The sequence below is a fragment of the Cyanobacteria bacterium FACHB-DQ100 genome, assembly GCA_014695195.1.
Lineage (GTDB): Bacteria > Cyanobacteriota > Cyanobacteriia > Leptolyngbyales > Leptolyngbyaceae > Leptolyngbya.
The window spans coordinates 64,153-82,257 of the sequence record JACJNW010000044.1; the positions used below are offsets into that span (position 1 = coordinate 64,153).

An 18,105-nucleotide genomic window follows, 5' to 3' on the forward strand; every position below is an offset into this window, starting at 1 on the left:
TGCCTAAAAAATCGGTTGACTGACTTAGGAGTTGCGATAAAACCTTAATCTGAGAAATGGTTTGACTTGTCTGATCGCGGTTTGAATATTCGGTGCTCTCGCTCGTAGAAACATTAGGTCGCAGTACGCTTTAATGCTCATGGTTAATTCCATCTCGAACCCTCCTCAAGAGAATCCGGTGACACTGCCTACAGTTCCATCGGATCGCGATCGCGTTCTGGCAGCAATTGATGTCGGAACGAATTCAATTCACATGGTAATTGCCCGGATTCAGTCAGACATTCCGACCTTTACGATCGTAGGTCGGGAAAAGGCGACGGTGCGTCTGGGCGATTTTTGTAAGAAAACGGGCGAACTGTCAGCCGAAGCGATGGATCGGGCGTTTGTTGCGCTGAAGCGCTGTCAGGAAGTTGCGAAGAGCTTGAACGCTGAGCAGGTGATTGCAGTGGCGACCAGTGCGGTACGAGAAGCGCCAAATGGACAAGAATTTTTACAGCGCATCGAGAACGAGCTAGGGCTGTGGATTAATTTAATCTCCGGAGCCGAGGAAGCGCGGCGAATCTATCTCGGTGTGCTGTCAGCGATGAGTTTCAACAATCAGCCGCACGTGATTGTGGACATCGGCGGCGGTTCGACTGAGTTAATTTTGGGCGATGGCCATGAGCCAAGAACGCTTAGTAGTACCAAGGTTGGCGCGGTTCGGCTTACGGCTGAGCAGGTTAAAACTGACCCGATCAGTGTGACTGAGTTTGCTGGGCTGCAAGCTTATATTCGCGGAATGCTGGAACGATCGATTGAAGATCTACAAGCGCATCTCAATCCTGGAGAACGTCCGCGCCTTGTGGGGACATCGGGAACGATCGAGACACTGGTGGCGTTAAATGCTCGCGAGAAGTTTGGCGCGGTTCCAGTGCCGCTCAATGGTTGTGAATTATCGCTGAAAGATTTGAAAGATTGGATCAACCGCTTGCGAAAAATGACCTTGGCAGAGCGCTTGGCAATTCCAGGATTATCAGAGCGACGCTCTGAAATTATCCTGCCTGGAGCGATGATTTTGCAGGAAGTAATGACTCAGTTGAAAGCAGAATCGATCGTCATTTGTGAGCGATCGCTACGAGAAGGAGTCATCGTCGATTGGATGGTCGCGCATGGGCTGATTGAAGATCGTTTGCGCTATCAGGGATCTGTCCGCGAGCGCAGTATCTTCAAAGCAACTCAGAAATATCAAGTCAACCTAGAGCATAGTCAGCGAGTCGCAGAATTGGCGCTGAGTCTGTTTGATCAAACGCAGGAGAAACTGCATTTTTGGGGAGATGAGGAGCGAATGCTGCTTTGGGCGGCGGCGATCTTACATAACTGTGGGCATCACATCTCGCATTCTTCGCATCACAAGCATTCTTATTATCTAATTCGCCATGCGGAGTTGCTAGGATTTACAGAGATGGAGATCGAAACGATCGCGAATCTCGCTCGCTACCACCGCAAAAATAGCCCGAAAAAACGTCACGAAACTTATCGCAATCTCACCAGTAAGCGACATCGGCGCGTTGTCGAGCAGTTATATCCACTGTTACGATTGGCGGTGGCGCTCGATCGTCGTCAAATTGGAGCAATTCAATCCATTCAATGCCAGTTCAATTTAGACCAAAGAGAAATGCGATTGTTAGTTAAACCATCGCATTTCGATGATCCTTGTGAGTTGGAACTTTGGAGCTTAGCAGGCAAGAAGGGAAGCTTTGAGACGGAATATGGTGTGAAGCTTACGCCTGTGTTGCAGGTGAGTGCATAAATTATATAGAGGCGATCGAGTTTACTCACGATCGCCTCTATCTCTCAAAACAAGAATGTTTAAAACACTAACTTTCGGCTATAAAACGCTTCCGCAAACTTACTGGAGGAATTGGCTTCAATACCTCGCAACCGTAAGATTGCTTGGAACGTATCTTCAGTAAACCACTGTCGCTGTTTTTGAGTTTCAAACACCTCCATCAGCGTTTGAATTTTACGCTGGCAAACTGCTTCGCTCAAGGGAACATAGAAATTTGGATTACCAATGTCGCCATCGTATTTCGGAATTTCGTACTCCAGGACTAGGTGATTCCGATAGCTATTCCAGGTTAAATCCGAAATGACCCGATGATCCTGGTGAGCATCATGCTTGTAGTGCGTCAGAATTAGATCCGGTGAAAATGCTTGGCTGAGTTCGTTGAAGTAGTCTTTGATTTCGGTTCCCACATAGGGAAAGAAGCTGTTGCGGAAGTTTTTCACCACAATGTTCTCAACTTTCGCACCTGCTAGAAATCGATCGGCACTCGCAAATGCTTCTTTCGAGCGAATCTCACTAGAGCTAAACACAACCCAGTAGAACACAGCATTTGGATACTCTTCGATCAGCTTCAGAATAGTTCCTCCACAGCCGATCTCAATATCATCACAATGAGCGCCAAGACAAAGAATACGGTATTCAGCATCTTTGCCGCGATCGAACATCAGTTTCAGCATTTTCATCTTCCCAGATTAATGACTACATCACTTTACGAGTCTTCCAAACTTCCCAAGGTGGATTGCCCTGAGTGTATAAGTCATCAAGATTCTGCTTGTCGCGGAAGGTGTCCATGCAAGTCCAGAAGCCATCGTACTTGTAGGCGACCAATTGTTCTTTTTCAATCAGGCGTTGGAAGGGTTCAATCACCAATTCTTCACCGGGTTGCATATATCTGAAAATCTCAGTTTTAAGCGCAAAGAAGCCACCATTGATTCGTAAATCTGCGTTGTTCACATGCTCAATGCTTTTTACCAATCCATCTTCTTCTGTTGAAACCACATGGAAGGTCTGAGTCGGCTTTACTGATAGAAAGCTTGCAACTTTGTCATGGCGCATGAAATGGTTAACAAAGTCATCGAGCGGCAGATTACTTAAACCGTCGCTGTAGTTCGCCAGAAACATTTCTTCGCCTTCTAGGTACTTCTCAACTGCTTTGAGACGCTGTCCGATGTTGGAATTGAGTCCGGTGTCAACGAAGGTGATTCTCCAATCGTGAATGTCGCTGCCGATCATCTGAACTTGCTTACCCCCCGCCGACAGAACAAAGTCATTCGAGAGGCATTCGTTATAGTTCAGGAAATACTCTTTGATGTAGTCCGCTTTGTAGCCAAGACAGAGGATGAAATCTTTGTGACCATAGTGAGCGTAATACTTCATCAAGTGCCACAGAATCGGACGATACCCAATGTTGACCATGGGTTTCGGAATCTTTTCCGAGTAGTCTCTCAGTCGAGTGCCTAGACCGCCACAAAACAAAACAACTTTCATGCAGATTTCCCTCTCTATTTTTGCTTTTACAAATCAATCCCGTCAGATAGCCACTTCTTTCAACAGCTCGGTTTCAATCAATGCCTCTGCAACCTGCCTAATGGTGTCAAACTCATAGCCCGATCGCTCTGCAATGTCTAACAATGAATGCTGTCCATCAGATAGATTCAATGTCCATAACAGGGCAAGCTCATTCAGTCCTGTTCCAGAAGCGCCGCCGATCGATCGATACAATCCTCGTCGCCCTAGCTGTGGTTCACACTTCGGATTCTGGTTGAGATAGACCTTGTTATGCTCCAACACACTCAACACACTCAAACATTTCAAAAAAGAATCAGTGAGAGATTCAGGTCGAATGAAGTCGAGGTTGTCAGCCGAGGTGTGATATTCAGGGAACTTACTATTTGGCGATCGCATCAAGCATCCAACAGGTAAGTTAAACCCGGGTGAGCAAAACTGCCGCTCATCATAGCCGTAGGGGAAGAAGTCAATCATGTTGTAGTCTTGCTCAGAATGCTTCAAAACATGACTGACAATGCGATCGATTTCTGCATCTCCCCGCCGACTTTTCTTGTAGGTTGACTTACCCGGATCGCCCAAACAGCTTAAAACTAAACCATGTTTGATCCGCTGCACCTGGTCTTCGTTTTGACTGAGCCAGGTGATTGATCCGATCGTCGCTGGAATGAAGATGAAGCGGTAGGAATAGCGATGCCTAATCTCACTTAGGGACTTTGCAAGATGGACGGCGATTGCAATTCCCGATAGATTGTCATTTGCCAAGGACGGATGGCAAACATGACAGGAAATCAGAACTTCATCTTCAATTTCCCCAGGTAGATAATACTCACCATAAGTCAAATTTCCCGCTTCTAGGGTCGAATCAATGAAAACTTCATACTGATCCTCTGGTAGTTCAAGTAACTGCTTGTGAGTGAGGCAGAACCCCCAGGTATCTTTGTAGTAAGACGTGCGATAGGGAATCCAATCCGGGCGATCGGGCAGGCTGAACAGATGCGGCTTTAGTTCTTCCAATGACATTGTTTGATGCACTGGAATGCTGTAGTTAACCACATGTAGATTGCACTGTTGGAAATCGATGACGCGATCGCCGCGTGAGTTTTTCACATAAGCATCGCGAATATTCCATTCCCGTGGAACTGTCCAATCAAAGACCTGTGTCCCGGTTGGGATTTCAAATCGCTTTAGGGGGATAAAGCGTTCGATTTGACGCAGGGTTTCCCGAAAGCCGTCGCCTGTGATGCTGCGACAAATGGGGTACAATTCAGCAGCAAAGCGATGGAGATCTTCACCGATCGCCTGAGAGTCGAGAACTGTTTTGAGATCAGTAATGTTCATTGCTTAAAGCCCAATGCCTTCGTAGCGCTGAATCGAGTGCTTGTCTAACATCCGACGACCATCCACAAAGACAGGCTGCGGGTCGAATTCAGCAATCAGTTCAGGAACAGCGCGGAATTCATCCCAGCGTGTGACTAGCACGATCGCGTCAACGCCTTCAAGCACCGACGGTAAGCTATCACAGAGTTCTACATCCTCTGGTTTGAGTAGTTTTGCAGCTTCGGGAATTGCAACCGGGTCGTAAGCTTTGAGTGCTGCATTTTGCGCTTTGAGTGCCTTGATCAATGGGATTGCTGGCGTTTCGCGCATGTCATTCGTATTGGGTCTGAAGGAGAGTCCCAAGATTGCAATTTTCACGCCATCAAGTGACGGGAAATGTTTGTTGAGTCTCGCGATCACTTGCTGAGGTTGCGCCTGATTGATCTGAATAACAGCGTCTAACAAGGGCATTGGACTTTGATATTTCTCGCCATGAGCAATCAAAGCCTTAACATCTTTGGGTAGGCAGCTTCCACCAAATCCGCAACCTGCGGCGAGAAAGCTGGTAATCGGTGGAACAATTCGCTCTCCGTTCGGGAGTACCGTGGTCAAGTAGCGACTGTTATGTACACCCTTCATCACCTCTACAATATCAGTGTTGCCGATCGCAGAACAGAGATTGCCAACCTCGTTTGAGAATGAAATTAGCAGTGCCAACAATGAGTTGGAGGTGTACTTGATCATCTCAGCGGTTGAATTGTTCGTGCGTAAGCGATCGACTCCTTCAAATCCGGTGTAGAGAGCATCTAATTGATCGATGCTGCGCTCATCAATCCCACCCAGAACAATGCGATCGGGATACATAAAGTCATCGATCGCTTCTCCTTCGGTGAGAAATTCTGGATTCATCCCCACTCCAAAATCAACACCTGCTTTCTTACCCGAAGCCGCTTCGAGAATTGGTAGCACCACTTGATCAGTCGTTCCTGGAACAACCGTGCTTTTAACCACAACTAAATGATAGGAAGACTTCTCTTTCAGCGCTTCACCAATCTGCTGTGCGACTTGCTTTACGTAAGTGAGATCAACTTCTTTGCCGTCGAAAGGAGTTCCAACTGCGATCAAAGAAAGCTCCGTTTCAAGAATCGCTTGCCGAAAATCAGTGGTTGCTTTGAGGCGAGTGTTAATGTTGCGCTCTAACAGTTCGTTCAGTCCAGGCTCATAGAAAGGAGAAATGCCCTGATTAATCAAATCAACCTTGGATTGATCCACATCAACACAGTACACTTGATGCCCTTTCTCAGCAAAGCAAACGCCCGAAACCAAGCCAACATAACCCGTTCCAATGATCGAAACTTGCATTATGCGTCCTCCGCTTCTTGGTTGTCTTGATACCAGATCAGCGATCGTCGAAGTCCTTCATCGATCGAAATGGTCGGATTGTAACCCAGATGAGTTCGAGCTTTTTCAACCACCGGACAGCGACGATTCGGATTGTCTACCAAATAGTCTTTGTCTTCACTAATCTTACGAACGACTTTACCTTCGTACCCAAACAATTCTTTGGAGATTGCAACCACTTTTTCTGCAAGTTCTGCAACAGAAATCTCAGGCGTTTCGATTCCGATGTTATACGCTTCACCCGCATGACCTTTGACTAAGACCTTGTAGTAGCCTGTGATCGAGTCTGCAGAATAGCAGAATGTGCGCTTTGGTGAACCATCAGACAGCATTGTAATGTCCCGACCGCTGAAGATGTCACGCGCAAAGTCGGGGAGCAAGCGACGATCGGTAATCTTTAATCCAGGGCCGTAGTTGTTAAATGGGCGGGCTGATTTAATCGGTAGATTATATTGCTGAGCGAAGTTCACACACAGCGTTTCACCGTAGCGCTTCGCCTCGTCATAGCAGGCGCGAGGCCCAGTACAGGACACATTGCCGCGATAGTCTTCGGGTGTGGGAATGTTCTCTGGTGTGGGATCGCCGTAGATCTCGCTACTAGAGAAGAACAAAAAGCCACCGACTTCTTTGCCTTGATCTCGTTGATTTTTAAAGTATTCCAGCAGGTTGCGGAGTCCATTCACATTGGCATCCATTGTGCCGATCGGGTCTCTACGGTAGAACGTAGGAGATGCGATCGAAGCCGCATGAATAATGTATTGAAAATCACCCATATCCGAGGGTAATGGCTGCGTCATATCGTGCTTGAGCAGCGTTAGAGTTGGATCATCTTTGAGATCCGTTAGCCAAGCAGGTACGCCTCGCGAATAGTTGTCATAAACGGTCAAAGGAATCTGTTGGTCTGGCTCGTGCTTTTGATTCCAGTGCAGAACCGATTGCACAAAGTAATAGCCTAGAAAACCCGCACCGCCTGTGATCAGCAAGTTTTTGCCTGCCATCGTGCCAAACTCTTCAGTAAGGTTGCCACAGATATAGTCTAGGTCTTCAGCAATGATGTCTTTTGCTCGAAGTTGAGTTTTGGGCTGGATCTTAGTTTGATTACTCATTAATCGCTCTTGATTAAGGCTCGCGCCTACACTACTTATTCCACTCATACATCAGTCTCCGCAACATTAGCAGCAAGTTACATCATCGAGAACACAAGACTGGCAGCGCCATGACTAGGCGTAGATTTTAACTTCAGGGATAGGAACCACGAACTGACCGCCCCATTCACGAATGTAGGAGACTTGCTCCATAATCTCGTCTTTGACGTTCCAAGGCAGAATCAACAGATAGTCTGGCTTGGTTTCTCGAATCTTCTCTGGAGAGTAGATAGGAATGTGAGTTCCAGGAGTGAACTTGTTCTGCTTGTAAGGATTGCGATCGACTGTGTAATCGAGAAAATCGGTGCGAATGCCACAGTAGTTGAGCAAGGTGTTGCCTTTTCCGGGCGCACCGTAGCCTGCGATCGTTTTCCCTTTTTGCTTTGCCGTAATCAGGAACTCTAGCAGCCTCCGCTTGGTTTCTTTGACTTGTTCTGTGAAGTGAGCATAGGTCTCAAGCTTGTCAAATCCTGCTGCTTTCTCCCGCTCTAGCAGTTCGATGACGCGATCGCCCACAGGCTTCGAGTTGTCTTCGGTGTGTCGAGCGTAAATCCGGAGAGATCCACCGTGAATCGGAATCTCCTGCACATCGAACAATGTCAGACCGTGATGGGCAAAAATGCGCTGCACTGCCATGAACGATAGATACGAGAAATGTTCGTGGTAGATTGTATCAAACTGGTTCTCTTCCATCAGGCGCATCAGATGGGGAAACTCCATCGTGATCACACCGTCGGGCTTCAGCATGAGCTTCATCCCGCCCACAAAATCATTGATGTCGGGAACGTGCGCTAAAACATTGTTACCCAACAGCAAATCTGCTTTACCATCAGCTGCAAGCTCGGTTGCAGTTTGTACTCCAAAGAACTTGTTAACAACCGGAATTCCCTTGTCTTTTGCAACTTGGGAGACATTCACCGCAGGCTCAACTCCCAACACTGAGATGCCCTTTTTCACAAAGTATTGCAGGAGATAACCATCGTTGCTGGCGATTTCAACCACTTTACTTTGGGAATTTAAGCCAAACCGCTCTACCATTAAATCGCTGTAATTGCTGGCATTTTTTAACAGCGCATCAACATAGGATGAGAAATAAGCGTACTCAGTAAAGATGTCTTGGGGGCTGACAAACTCTTGTAGTTGAACCAGAAAGCAATTGTCACAAACATAAGTATGCAGTGGATAGAAGGGTTCCATCTCGTTTAATTGCTCTGGAGTGATATGGGTTTGACAGAGCGGTGACATTCCCAAATCGACGAACGTGTGATGCAGCGCAGAGCCACAAAACCGACAATTTGAACTACTCATAAAATCATGCACCTCACAGCATTAGGGCGCTACAACAACAGCACGGCAAGCTTTAAATCAGGTTTCTAGTTAGAGAACAGCTACGATCGGAGACTGACATCACTCCTAGCTCATATCAAGTCTCTTCTGAAAGTTAGCTGAGACAAGTCTCTACCATCTCTGCATAATTTTCCAGTGTTTCCACCTAATCTTTATCGAAACCTCAGCATCTTTACTTAAACAAAATAGAGATGCAAAAATTGCTGTTTGGCGGTTGAAAATTTTACGGAAATATTGATCGGATCTCTATACTTAGAGAAATTGAATATTACTGATTAACCACCTTTCATCAACATATTATTTCTTGGTCTTAGCAATTCATAATCATAATGTGAGCTATATATCTGCTGCGGCATTTGCTGCGATCGCTGCCAACACCGCATCATGAATTTCTCCTTGACTCGCCACGATGCCACGATTCTCAATCAACTGAGCATCGGTTGAAAAATTCAACGGTTTACCGTGCATATCACTGACGCGCCCCCCTGCTTCTTCTACAATGATTGCGCCTGCTGCATGATCCCAAATGTTTTCGCGATAGTCTGGATTTTGTGACCAAGGCAATCGTAAATAAAGTGCGGCATGACCCGAAGCGATCGCACCATATTTGGCTTGACTGTCCATTTGCAAAGAAGGTGCAGTTAGCCCGACAGCTTGAGCAATCGATCGCTGCCGTTCTGGATCGCCGTGACTCGTTTCTACACTTTCGGCTAAACGAAATTGGAAAGAGGTTTGATCGTTCAAAACCTTGAGCGCTTGTGACTGTCTAGTCTGGAGTGAAAGTCTTTGTGCTCCTTGCCCCCGGATTGCTGTAAAGATGCAGCCTTCTTCAAAAGCAGGACAAGCGATCGCGCCCAGTTTCACTTCTCCAGATTCAATTAGCGCGATCGCAATCGCATACTGATCTCCTCTGAGAAACCCTTTCGTGCCATCGATCGGGTCAAGCGTCCAAAATCGTTCTCCGACTTTTCCTTGACCTAAGTCAATCCAGGCTGCAACCTGTTCAGGCATTGCATCTGGAATTAACGCTTGCACAGCTTCAGTCACCTTTGTTAACTGTGAGGCTGATTGGTAGAGAAGCGCAGCGCTCTCTTCTGCAACGATCGAGTCTTGTGGAAAGGCTTGATGAAGTTGGTGGCAAATAATTGCTTGAGCCGCAAAATCCGCGATCGTTACCGGAGAGCGATCCGGCTTATCTAGACTTACAAAATTCACTGATCGGCGCACTGACTCACAAAGAACAGCAGCTTGTTTTGCAGCAGCGATCGCAACGTTAGATTCGTGTTCATATGTCATTTGCCGTCATGCTCCGTATTCCTGACCGTAAAATCCGTAGTTCGCGGATACCATAGACTACCTTTTTTGTTGCAGGATAAGGTTTTGTTGCACAATGAGGGACTGGATAAAACTGATGCCCAGGCCGAGGAAGTTCACATGAGCCAAGATTCTCCTATTTCTACGATCGAGCTGCTAGATGGAATTGGCGGCTCGATTCGAGAACATAAATGGAGTTGGAAAGGCAAGCCGCTGACGCTGGTGTACGAAGTGCTGGGGGAAGGTAAGCCGATCTTATTACTTCCGGCGCTGAGTTCAGTGTCTAGTCGATCGGAAATGCGGGGTTTAGCAAAGCAGTTGGCAGACGAATATCAGGTGTATGCGATCGATTGGATCGGATTTGGCGATTCGTCGCGTCCTGCAATACAATACACCCCTGCTTTGTATGAAACCTGTTTACGGAGTTTTGTGCAGACGATGTTTTCCGAGCCTGTGGTTGTGATCGCAGCGGGACATGCAGCGGGATATGTGATGGAGTTAGCTCAGCGGCAACCGCCTTGGGAATGGGTTGTGTTGGTCTGTCCGACTTGGCGCGGCCCTTTACCGACCGCGATGGGGGAGCACCGTTGGGCGTATCGCCTGCTGCAACGGCTGATTGGATTGCCGCTGATTGGGCAATTTCTTTATTCTTTAAATACGACTCGCGGCTTTTTAAGCTGGATGTATGGGCGGCACGTTTTCGCAAAGAAGGAAAATATCACCCCTGACTTGATCGATCGCAAGTGGAAGACGACCCAGCAAAAAGGAGCGCGGTTTGCCTCTGCTGCATTCGTGACGGGGGGACTGGATCGAGTACGATCACGCCAAGATTGGTTGAATTGGTTTCAGCCGCTTCCGGTGCCCGCGATGATGGTGATCGGTGAAGAGATGCCCCCAAAATCCCGGCAAGAGGTTGAGATATTGGCGCATTTCTCTGGGGTGCAAGTGTATCGAATGCCGGGATCGCTTGGGCTGCATGAGGAATATCCGGAGCAGTTAGCAGCAGGAATTCTGTCGTTTCTTGAGAAATATCGATCGCGAAAACGCAGATTCTAAGCAAAAACCAGGAGCCGGATTGCCCCTGGCTCGGCGTGATTTTTAGAGTTTAGGCTTGATAAACACGATCGACTGTCTCCAGACGATTGTCGGCTGATCATAGTGATCGATGATGCAGATACAATGGGGGTCTTGCCAACGTACCTTTCCGGTGAGCAAATCTCCAGTCGAAAGTTTCATTTCGATCTCTTTTTCTTCGCGGATAATCGTCTGAATCTGACGAGTGCTTGGCAATCCGGTATCTAGTTCAATACTCATTGGGGGAAGTCCTCGATCGAAACCGTTCTAACCTACTAGAGTGCCTTAATTCACCAAATCCTACACATTCTTGTAACCGATCATCATGACGATTGAATTTACGAAATATCACGGGCTGGGCAACGATTTTATTTTGATCGACAATCGCACGTCCGATCAGCCGAAACTGACTCCTGAAGATGCGGTAAGGTGGTGCGATCGACATTTTGGCATCGGAGCAGACGGCGTGATTTTCGCGCTTCCGGGTCAAGATGGCACCGATTACACGATGCGAATCTTTAATTCCGATGGTTCAGAGCCAGAGATGTGTGGAAATGGCATCCGCTGTTTGGGACGGTTTCTGGCAGATTTGGAAGTTGCAGAAACCGGAAAATCTCAACCCCAATACCGCATTCACACTTTAGCAGGGGTAATGACTCCGAAGTTTGAAGCCGATGGTCAAGTTACGGTGGATATGGGAGAACCGCGTTTATTGGCAGGAGAAATTCCGACGACGATCGCGGCTCCAGATCAAAAAGTAATTAATCAACCGCTCGAAGTGGCAGGGCAAGTTTGGAATGTCACTTGTGTCAGTATGGGAAACCCCCACTGTATTACATTCGTGGACGATGTTGCCGCAATCGGGCTTGAAGAAATTGGCACCCTGTTTGAAAACCATCCTGTTTTCCCGCAGCGTACCAATACCGAGTTTATTGAAGTGGTGCGATCGGACTACCTTAAAATGCGAGTCTGGGAGCGCGGAGCCGGAATTACCTTAGCTTGCGGAACCGGAGCTTGTGCCTCGCTGGTTGCGGCTGTACTGAATCAAAAATGCGATCGTCGCGTCACGATTGAGTTGCCCGGCGGTTGTTTGCAAATTGAGTGGGCAGTCGATAACAGGCTGTATATGACGGGCAGCGCTGAGAAGGTCTTTACTGGAATCCGGCAGTAGGGAGCGGAGAGTGGGGAGAAGGCTGAATGAATTTTCTCCCCGCTCCTCCTAATCGTTATCCCAGCATTCCTGACAGATTAGATCGCTAATGCGATCGCGCAGCAGAAAATCATAACGCTCTAACTCGGCTTCAAAGCGCATCCACTCACGAGCTGGAATATGCTTACAAAGGGTGTAAATCGGCTGTTGTTTGCTAATAACGCCGCGATCGATCAATTGGCGTACTTCGTCTTGAATCATTTCAAGCGAATACTGTACGGTCTGAAGCATGGGTCTACCTTCCTGAGAAATCTGGGTGTCGAAGATATCAACCTAACTAGCGTATAGGGACTAACTAAAAAGATATCCAAAGTTTAGCGCTATCTGTCTCCTTCAAACAGCGTACTTTGTAGTGAGATATACTGAATTATTTTCTACCTCATTTCTGAGTCAAAAATGTAAGAACTGTTACTAATGTCAGTAATTTATGACATTTGCTTCTGCACTAAATCTGCTCTTTGAAACGAAAACCTGGCTTTTCGGCCAGACCTGAGTGCTTACAACCTATGAAAATCATTCATAGATTATATTATTTCGGCTGAAGTGAAATATGCTCGACGCTGCACCAGTTCAACCGCAAGTTTGATCGCGGCTTTCATGCTAGTTGCATCAGCAATTCCTTTACCCGCAATATCAAACGCAGTCCCATGATCGGGTGAAGTTCGTACAAACGGCAATCCGATCGACGTGTTGACGGCACGATCGAACGCCATTAACTTCACGGGAATTAAGCCTTGATCGTGATACAGCGCCAGATACGCATCATGAGCTGTCACCGGAGCGCTCCCAAACCAAGCCTGCCCCGGTTTGACCCACATCGTATCCGGCGGCAGCAATCCATCCAGTTGAACGTGAGGAAATCGATCGCGCATCTCGTCCAGCCAAGTCAAGATCCAATCGATTTCTTCGCGTCCAAGTTGTCCTTGTTCGCCACTGTGGGGATTTAGTCCAGCGATCGCAATTCGCGGCTGGGCAATTCCAAATGCGTGTTCAAGACATTCGATCAAAAGTTCCAATTTGCGCGTTAATCCATTCGGTGTAAGGGCATCCGCAACCTGCCGCAGTGGAATGTGCGTGGTTGCCAAAAGAGTACGTAATGTCCAATCGGTGTAAGGAGATCGAGCCACAAACATCATGCCGTAGCGATCGACTCCTGCTTTTTCGGCAAGCAATTCGGTCTGTCCGGGGTAAACGTGACCTGCGGCTTTCCAGGCAGATTTGGCGATCGGAGCCGTAACGATGCCGTCAAACTCACCCGCCAAGGTTCGATCAATTGCGGTTTCTAAACACCGAAAACTGGCTTCGCCACTATAGGCATCCCCTGTGCCGAGTGTGATCGTTCCTGGACTATCAAGGTGCAGAATTTTGAGGTCTTTTGGGTTCGCTAAGTCAGAACATAAGGCACTGAGGCAATCGTGGATTTCATGGAGATAATTGCGATTTCCAACGATGGTAAGATCGGCACTTTCAGCGATCGTCGGATCAGCCAGTGCCTTAAGAATAACTTCTGCACCGATTCCCGCAGGGTCGCCGATTGGAATAATTAAACGAGTCATAGAAAACGTGATGAAAAACCCGTGACTGAACTGCTTTACAATACTTATGAACGGTTTCAAATTTCAAAAACGAACTTCGACAACCGAACTCGATCGCTGTTTAACAGGAGAATTGACACAATGGCTGGAGAGATTTTTAACACCGCAATCCTGGCGTTTACCCTGATTTTGGTTGGGTTGTCGCTGGGCTTTTTGCTTCTCAGACTTCAGGGCGGCGAAGAGTAATCACACGAAGCGAGAGTGATGGAGCCGTTTCCCTCACTCTTCTTCATCTAAATGCTCGGCAACCTCGCGGTAAAGATTAAACACATGATGATCTTTGAGCGAGTAATAGACATTACGACCCTGTTTCCGATATCCCACTAACCGCATCGATCGTAACGCCCTTAATTGATGCGAAACCGCAGATTCTGACATCTTCACCGCAGCAGCAAGATCACAGACGCAAATTTCTTGAATGGATAGCGCTGAGAGAATCCTCAATCGATTGGCATCCCCCAGTAAGCTAAAGAATTCTGCCATTCGCTGAGACTTTTCCACACTCAAAAGGTCGCGGTGCAGAGAGCGAATATGGTCTAAGTTCACCGGATGCTGATCACTGCATTGGTCAGCCGCAGGTGTCACAAGATTAGGATTTGCCATAGAAATTCGAGAACGTAGCCTGCTACGATCGTAGATACTTTCAGAGTAGCGTACTTAGCTCTCTAGAATAAATGAGAGTTTTAACCCGCTCAAAGAAAACCGATACATTCCTTTACCTACGCTACGATAAGGAATGCTCGATTCTGGATCTCAAAACTCGATCGCCCTTATCGTGCTTTCAATGCGAGATTTCTGATAGAATTTATCGAAAAGTTAACATTTTGTCACAAACTCCTCATGAGCGTATTGATTGTAGGTGCCACGGGTACCTTGGGAAGACAGATTACTCGTCGCGCCTTGGATGAGGGATATAAGGTACGCTGTCTCGTCCGTAGTCCCAGAAGAGCGGCCTTTCTCAAGGAATGGGGAGCCGAGCTTGTCACCGGGAACTTGTGCTATCCAGAAACCTTACCTGCGGCGCTAGAAGGAGTGACAGCAGTGATTGATGCTGCAACGGCTCGCGCAACCGATTCGCTTAGCATCAGGCAAATCGACTGGATAGGCAAAGTTAACTTAATTCAAGCGACGAAAGCAGCAGGGGTCGATCGCTATATTTTTCTTTCTATTTTGGATGCTGAAAAATTTCCCAACGTTCCCTTAATGGAAATTAAGACCTGCACTGAAAAGTTTTTAGCAGAGTCAGGATTAGACTATACAATTTTGCGCCCTTGTGGATTCTTACAGGGATTAATCGGACAATACGCCATCCCAATTCTAGAAGGGCAAGGCGTTTGGGTCATGGGCAGTACCGCCCCAACTGCTTACATGGACACGATCGATATTGCCAAATTCGCTGTGCAATGCCTCAAAGTGCCGGAGTCGATCAGCAAAACTCTTCCCGTCGTTGGTTCAAAAGCTTGGAGCGCCGACGAAATTATTAAGCTTTGTGAACGTCTCTCCGGTAAAGAAGCGCGAGTGACAAAAACGCCGATTGGAGTCGTTAGAGCCACCCGTCGCATTGCTCAATTCTTCCAGTGGACTTGGAATATTGCCGATCGGCTGGCATTTACTGAAGTGGTCGCAACCGGAAGACCGCTCGTGGCTCCGATGGATGAAACTTATCAAATCTTGAATCTCAATCCGCAAGAGATGACAACGCTGGAATCCTATATGCAGGAGTATTTCAGCCGCATCCTGAAGAAGCTCAAGGAAGTCGAATATGCCCAAGAGCAAGCCAAGAAAAAGAAAGAACGCACCAAGAAAGCGTATCCTCGATTTTAGAATTAGATGTTTCCTGATTGTTTAGGATAGGTTTTTGCTTGTGCCGAAAGCTGGCATTATCTACAACGATGGCAAAGAAATTGCTTGTCAGGTTGCTACGCAACTCAAAGACAAGCTGATTTCGCTGGGCTGGGAAGTGGCACTTGCACCCGGTGCGGGTGGAATTTTGGGCTATGCCTCGCCGGAAAGTCCGATCTGCCATACGCCGATCGATCGATTAGTTCCACCAGGGTTTGATGCAGAGATGAAATTTGCGATCGTGCTTGGCGGCGATGGCACCGTTCTTTCTGCATTCCGCCAGGTTGCCCCTTGTCATATTCCTTTGCTCGCCGTAAATACGGGTCATTTGGGCTTCTTGACTGAAATCCTCCTCGACCAATTGCCAAATGCGATCGAAGCCATCTTGGCAGATGAGTACGAGATCGAAGAACGCACAATGCTGCGGGTGCAGATTGTTCGCGAGGATGTCATGCTGTGGGAGGCGCTCTGCCTCAACGAAATGGTGCTCTATCGAGAACCACTCACCAGCATGTGTCATTTTGAGATTGAGGTCGGACGGCATACCCGCGTCGATATTGCTGCGGATGGAATTATCGTCTCGACTCCGACAGGTTCAACTGCCTATTCTTTATCCGCAGGTGGCCCTGTGATCGTTCCGGGGGTTCCGGTGATGATTTTAGTGCCTATTTGTCCGCACTCATTAGCCTCACGAGCGCTGGTGTTTACCAATAGCGAACCGGTCACGATTTACCCCGCTAATCCGAATCGGCTAGTGTTGACGGCTGATGGCAATGCGGGCTGCTATGTCTTGCCAAACGATCGAGTCTGTGTGCAAAAAGCGCCGTATCCGGCTCGATTTGTGCGATTACGCCCACCCGAATTTTTTCATGTTCTCAGAGAGAAGTTAGGCTGGGGCTTACCGCATGTGGCTAAACCTTCGTCTGGACAATGCTGACAACTTTGTGTAATTGAGGCACTTTCGCAGATTACTGCGTCTATGGTTAAAATGGCGGCGTGAATTGTAAGCGAGTCGAGTATGAGTCTTGCAGATGCTCCCCCCTGTGTCCTGATTATCGAAACTGATCCAGCATTAGCCCATCACGTTAGCATTGATTTGCAAGAATCGGGGTATGACACGATCGTTGTCCATGATGCCCGTGCTGGATTGCGACAGGCGATCGAGAAACATCCGGCTCTCATCGTGGTTGATCGTTTATTAGATGGAGATTCCGGTCTGACGTTCTGCCACGATCTTCGCACGACCGGAACTCGAACCCCCGTGTTACTCCTGATGGCGCGAGATACGGTGGACGATCGAGTTGCCTGTATCGAAGCGGGAGCGGATGATTATTTCCTCAAGCCTTACCGCAGTGAGGAATTTCTCAAGCTTGTCCGGTTGTATCTCAAGCCGGACATTTCGGTTTCTGAACAATTGCGGTTCGGGGACTTGGTGCTAGATTTGGCAACTCGTCAGGCGTTTCGCAATGGTCGAGCGATCGATCTCACGATGAAGGAGTTTGAATTGCTCAAATACCTGATGGAGCATCCCCGCGAGGTGCTGACACGAGAGCAAATTCTAGAGAATGTCTGGGGATATGATTTTGTTGGGGAGTCGAATGTGATTGAAGTTTATATTCGATACCTCCGCTTAAAGATCGAAGACGAGGGCGAAAAGCGCCTGATTCAAACGGTACGCGGTGTTGGTTACGTTTTAAGAGAGTCATGAAATCAACGCATCAAATGATCTGCGCGAGTTTGGGATTGCTATTGGTCAGTTGCTCTACGATGCCGTCGGTACCTGATGGAATTGTAACTGGGGAAAAACCTGCACCTTCTCCCACAGCCCCCATAGTTTCCAACTCATCAATGGGTCAAATTCTGCCGCTTTCAGCATCCTTTAAAGTTGCAGATCAAGTAATCAAGTTAGAAGTGGCAAGAACTCCAGACGAGCAAGCAACAGGCTTGATGTATCGTACAAGCTTGGCAGACGATCGGGGAATGCTCTTTCCGTTCAATCCACCCCGTCCCACCCAGTTTTGGATGAAGAACACGCTGATTCCTCTAGATATGCTGTTTTTACGGAACGGAATTATTCGATCGATCTCTGCAAACGTGCCACCTTGCCAAGCAAATCCCTGCCCAACTTACGGTTCTCCCACTGAAGAAATTGATCAAGTAATCGAACTGAGAGCAGGTAGAGCCGCAGAACTTAACCTAAAAGCAGGCGATCGCATCACGATTCAGACAATTAAATAATACAAATAATAATTTTTCAGGAAATAGACTCAGCTTCTAATTCTTAACTTTTTCGGAAAAAATTCCCCTATACTTGTATCGTCGCTTACACTCTATGTTTATCAACATTTGTCATAAAATGTTGCATTAAAACAATAGTTCTGAAGTTCTATGACACGACACAATCACTCCGTAGATAGAGACGGTTTAAAAAGGCAATCTTTACACTTGGGGTCTCGCAACTAGCTGCAATCATTAAGCTACAAGCTTTGAGAACAGAATGAACGGATTGTGAATTAGTCTAGCTGT

At 47.4% G+C, this 18,105-nt stretch carries 19 protein-coding genes; 8 read left to right on the forward strand and 11 right to left on the reverse strand.

What is annotated here, in order from left to right; all coding sequences use genetic code 11:
- The first annotated feature begins 139 nt into the window (after window positions 1-139).
- Window positions 140-1,789 carry a Ppx/GppA family phosphatase gene (locus H6F51_25250; protein ID MBD1825781.1) on the forward strand — a complete coding sequence of 550 codons (1,650 nt, stop codon included), beginning with the start codon at window positions 140-142 and terminating at the stop codon, window positions 1,787-1,789.
- Between the two features lie 59 nt (window positions 1,790-1,848).
- Here the strand turns inward: H6F51_25250 and H6F51_25255 are convergent, their stop codons facing one another.
- The 7 genes from H6F51_25255 to H6F51_25285 all read right to left on the reverse strand — a co-directional run bounded on the left by H6F51_25255 (window position 1,849) and on the right by H6F51_25285 (window position 9,840).
- On the reverse strand, window positions 1,849-2,502 hold the full coding sequence (locus H6F51_25255; GenBank protein MBD1825782.1) for a PIG-L family deacetylase: 654 nt from the start codon (window positions 2,500-2,502) through the stop codon (window positions 1,849-1,851).
- Window positions 2,503-2,524: 22 nt separating this feature from the next.
- Window positions 2,525-3,313 carry a glucose-1-phosphate cytidylyltransferase gene (locus H6F51_25260; GenBank protein MBD1825783.1) on the reverse strand — a complete coding sequence of 263 codons (789 nt, stop codon included), beginning with the start codon at window positions 3,311-3,313 and terminating at the stop codon, window positions 2,525-2,527.
- Between the two features lie 42 nt (window positions 3,314-3,355).
- Window positions 3,356-4,672 carry a DUF4910 domain-containing protein gene (locus H6F51_25265; GenBank protein MBD1825784.1) on the reverse strand — a complete coding sequence of 439 codons (1,317 nt, stop codon included), beginning with the start codon at window positions 4,670-4,672 and terminating at the stop codon, window positions 3,356-3,358.
- A 3-nt stretch (window positions 4,673-4,675) separates the two neighbouring features.
- A complete protein-coding gene (locus H6F51_25270; protein MBD1825785.1) occupies window positions 4,676-6,013 on the reverse strand; it encodes a UDP-glucose/GDP-mannose dehydrogenase family protein in 1,338 nt (445 codons plus the stop codon).
- On the reverse strand, window positions 6,013-7,158 hold the full coding sequence (locus H6F51_25275; GenBank protein ID MBD1825786.1) for an NAD-dependent epimerase/dehydratase family protein: 1,146 nt from the start codon (window positions 7,156-7,158) through the stop codon (window positions 6,013-6,015). The genes H6F51_25270 and H6F51_25275 overlap by 1 nt, the downstream gene beginning before the upstream one ends.
- A 114-nt stretch (window positions 7,159-7,272) precedes the next feature.
- On the reverse strand, window positions 7,273-8,505 hold the full coding sequence (locus H6F51_25280; protein MBD1825787.1) for a class I SAM-dependent methyltransferase: 1,233 nt from the start codon (window positions 8,503-8,505) through the stop codon (window positions 7,273-7,275).
- A gap of 375 nt (window positions 8,506-8,880) precedes the next feature.
- Window positions 8,881-9,840: a 3'(2'),5'-bisphosphate nucleotidase gene (locus H6F51_25285; GenBank protein ID MBD1825788.1), complete on the reverse strand. Its 960-nt coding sequence runs from the start codon at window positions 9,838-9,840 to the stop codon at window positions 8,881-8,883.
- Window positions 9,841-9,978: 138 nt separating this feature from the next.
- On the opposite strand from H6F51_25285, the gene H6F51_25290 reads away from it, so the two are divergent.
- Window positions 9,979-10,914 (forward strand): alpha/beta hydrolase, encoded by a 936-nt coding sequence (locus H6F51_25290; protein MBD1825789.1) that lies wholly within the window; start codon window positions 9,979-9,981, stop codon window positions 10,912-10,914.
- Between the two features lie 42 nt (window positions 10,915-10,956).
- Here H6F51_25290 and H6F51_25295 read toward each other — a convergent pair whose 3' ends face one another.
- Window positions 10,957-11,172: an RNA-binding protein hfq gene (locus tag H6F51_25295; GenBank protein MBD1825790.1), complete on the reverse strand. Its 216-nt coding sequence runs from the start codon at window positions 11,170-11,172 to the stop codon at window positions 10,957-10,959.
- A gap of 85 nt (window positions 11,173-11,257) precedes the next feature.
- Between H6F51_25295 and H6F51_25300 the strand changes: the two genes are divergently transcribed.
- On the forward strand, window positions 11,258-12,103 hold the full coding sequence (locus H6F51_25300; GenBank protein ID MBD1825791.1) for a diaminopimelate epimerase: 846 nt from the start codon (window positions 11,258-11,260) through the stop codon (window positions 12,101-12,103).
- A 48-nt stretch (window positions 12,104-12,151) separates the two neighbouring features.
- Here the strand turns inward: H6F51_25300 and H6F51_25305 are convergent, their stop codons facing one another.
- Complete coding sequence (locus tag H6F51_25305) at window positions 12,152-12,373, reverse strand: DUF4327 family protein (protein ID MBD1825792.1); 222 nt, start codon at window positions 12,371-12,373, stop codon at window positions 12,152-12,154.
- A 293-nt stretch (window positions 12,374-12,666) separates the two neighbouring features.
- Entirely contained in the window at window positions 12,667-13,698 is a 1,032-nt protein-coding gene (gene pdxA, locus H6F51_25310; protein MBD1825793.1) for a 4-hydroxythreonine-4-phosphate dehydrogenase PdxA, read from the reverse strand.
- Window positions 13,699-13,818: 120 nt separating this feature from the next.
- Between pdxA and H6F51_25315 the strand changes: the two genes are divergently transcribed.
- Entirely contained in the window at window positions 13,819-13,923 is a 105-nt protein-coding gene (locus H6F51_25315; GenBank protein ID MBD1825794.1) for a cytochrome B6, read from the forward strand.
- A gap of 33 nt (window positions 13,924-13,956) precedes the next feature.
- Here H6F51_25315 and H6F51_25320 read toward each other — a convergent pair whose 3' ends face one another.
- Entirely contained in the window at window positions 13,957-14,340 is a 384-nt protein-coding gene (locus tag H6F51_25320) for a helix-turn-helix transcriptional regulator (protein MBD1825795.1), read from the reverse strand.
- A 237-nt stretch (window positions 14,341-14,577) separates the two neighbouring features.
- Here H6F51_25320 and H6F51_25325 point away from each other — a divergent pair, with 237 nt between their 5' ends.
- The 4 genes from H6F51_25325 (at window position 14,578) to H6F51_25340 (ending at window position 17,817) form a co-directional block, all read left to right on the forward strand.
- Complete coding sequence (locus H6F51_25325; protein ID MBD1825796.1) at window positions 14,578-15,561, forward strand: SDR family oxidoreductase; 984 nt, start codon at window positions 14,578-14,580, stop codon at window positions 15,559-15,561.
- A gap of 40 nt (window positions 15,562-15,601) precedes the next feature.
- Complete coding sequence (locus H6F51_25330; protein ID MBD1825797.1) at window positions 15,602-16,516, forward strand: NAD(+) kinase; 915 nt, start codon at window positions 15,602-15,604, stop codon at window positions 16,514-16,516.
- Window positions 16,517-16,597: 81 nt separating this feature from the next.
- The gene (locus H6F51_25335; GenBank protein MBD1825798.1) at window positions 16,598-17,287 is read left to right on the forward strand and encodes a response regulator transcription factor; all 690 of its coding nucleotides are present in this window, start codon (window positions 16,598-16,600) and stop codon (window positions 17,285-17,287) included.
- Window positions 17,284-17,817 (forward strand): DUF192 domain-containing protein, encoded by a 534-nt coding sequence (locus H6F51_25340; GenBank protein ID MBD1825799.1) that lies wholly within the window; start codon window positions 17,284-17,286, stop codon window positions 17,815-17,817. The genes H6F51_25335 and H6F51_25340 overlap by 4 nt, the downstream gene beginning before the upstream one ends.
- Window positions 17,818-18,105 lie beyond the last annotated feature (288 nt).

Coding starts and splice junctions, on each gene's coding strand:
- H6F51_25300 (MBD1825791.1), top strand. CDS start 11,258: ATGACGATTGAATTTACGAAATATCACGGGCTGGGCAACGATTTTATT.
- H6F51_25250 (MBD1825781.1), top strand. CDS start 140: ATGGTTAATTCCATCTCGAACCCTCCTCAAGAGAATCCGGTGACACTG.
- H6F51_25340 (MBD1825799.1), top strand. CDS start 17,284: ATGAAATCAACGCATCAAATGATCTGCGCGAGTTTGGGATTGCTATTG.
- H6F51_25295 (MBD1825790.1), bottom strand. CDS start 11,172: ATGAGTATTGAACTAGATACCGGATTGCCAAGCACTCGTCAGATTCAG.
- H6F51_25255 (MBD1825782.1), bottom strand. CDS start 2,502: ATGCTGAAACTGATGTTCGATCGCGGCAAAGATGCTGAATACCGTATT.
- H6F51_25325 (MBD1825796.1), top strand. CDS start 14,578: ATGAGCGTATTGATTGTAGGTGCCACGGGTACCTTGGGAAGACAGATT.
- H6F51_25290 (MBD1825789.1), top strand. CDS start 9,979: ATGAGCCAAGATTCTCCTATTTCTACGATCGAGCTGCTAGATGGAATT.
- H6F51_25320 (MBD1825795.1), bottom strand. CDS start 14,340: ATGGCAAATCCTAATCTTGTGACACCTGCGGCTGACCAATGCAGTGAT.
- H6F51_25280 (MBD1825787.1), bottom strand. CDS start 8,505: ATGAGTAGTTCAAATTGTCGGTTTTGTGGCTCTGCGCTGCATCACACG.
- H6F51_25275 (MBD1825786.1), bottom strand. CDS start 7,158: ATGAGTAATCAAACTAAGATCCAGCCCAAAACTCAACTTCGAGCAAAA.
- H6F51_25285 (MBD1825788.1), bottom strand. CDS start 9,840: ATGACATATGAACACGAATCTAACGTTGCGATCGCTGCTGCAAAACAA.
- H6F51_25305 (MBD1825792.1), bottom strand. CDS start 12,373: ATGCTTCAGACCGTACAGTATTCGCTTGAAATGATTCAAGACGAAGTA.
- H6F51_25315 (MBD1825794.1), top strand. CDS start 13,819: ATGGCTGGAGAGATTTTTAACACCGCAATCCTGGCGTTTACCCTGATT.
- pdxA (MBD1825793.1), bottom strand. CDS start 13,698: ATGACTCGTTTAATTATTCCAATCGGCGACCCTGCGGGAATCGGTGCA.
- H6F51_25335 (MBD1825798.1), top strand. CDS start 16,598: ATGAGTCTTGCAGATGCTCCCCCCTGTGTCCTGATTATCGAAACTGAT.
- H6F51_25270 (MBD1825785.1), bottom strand. CDS start 6,013: ATGCAAGTTTCGATCATTGGAACGGGTTATGTTGGCTTGGTTTCGGGC.
- H6F51_25265 (MBD1825784.1), bottom strand. CDS start 4,672: ATGAACATTACTGATCTCAAAACAGTTCTCGACTCTCAGGCGATCGGT.
- H6F51_25260 (MBD1825783.1), bottom strand. CDS start 3,313: ATGAAAGTTGTTTTGTTTTGTGGCGGTCTAGGCACTCGACTGAGAGAC.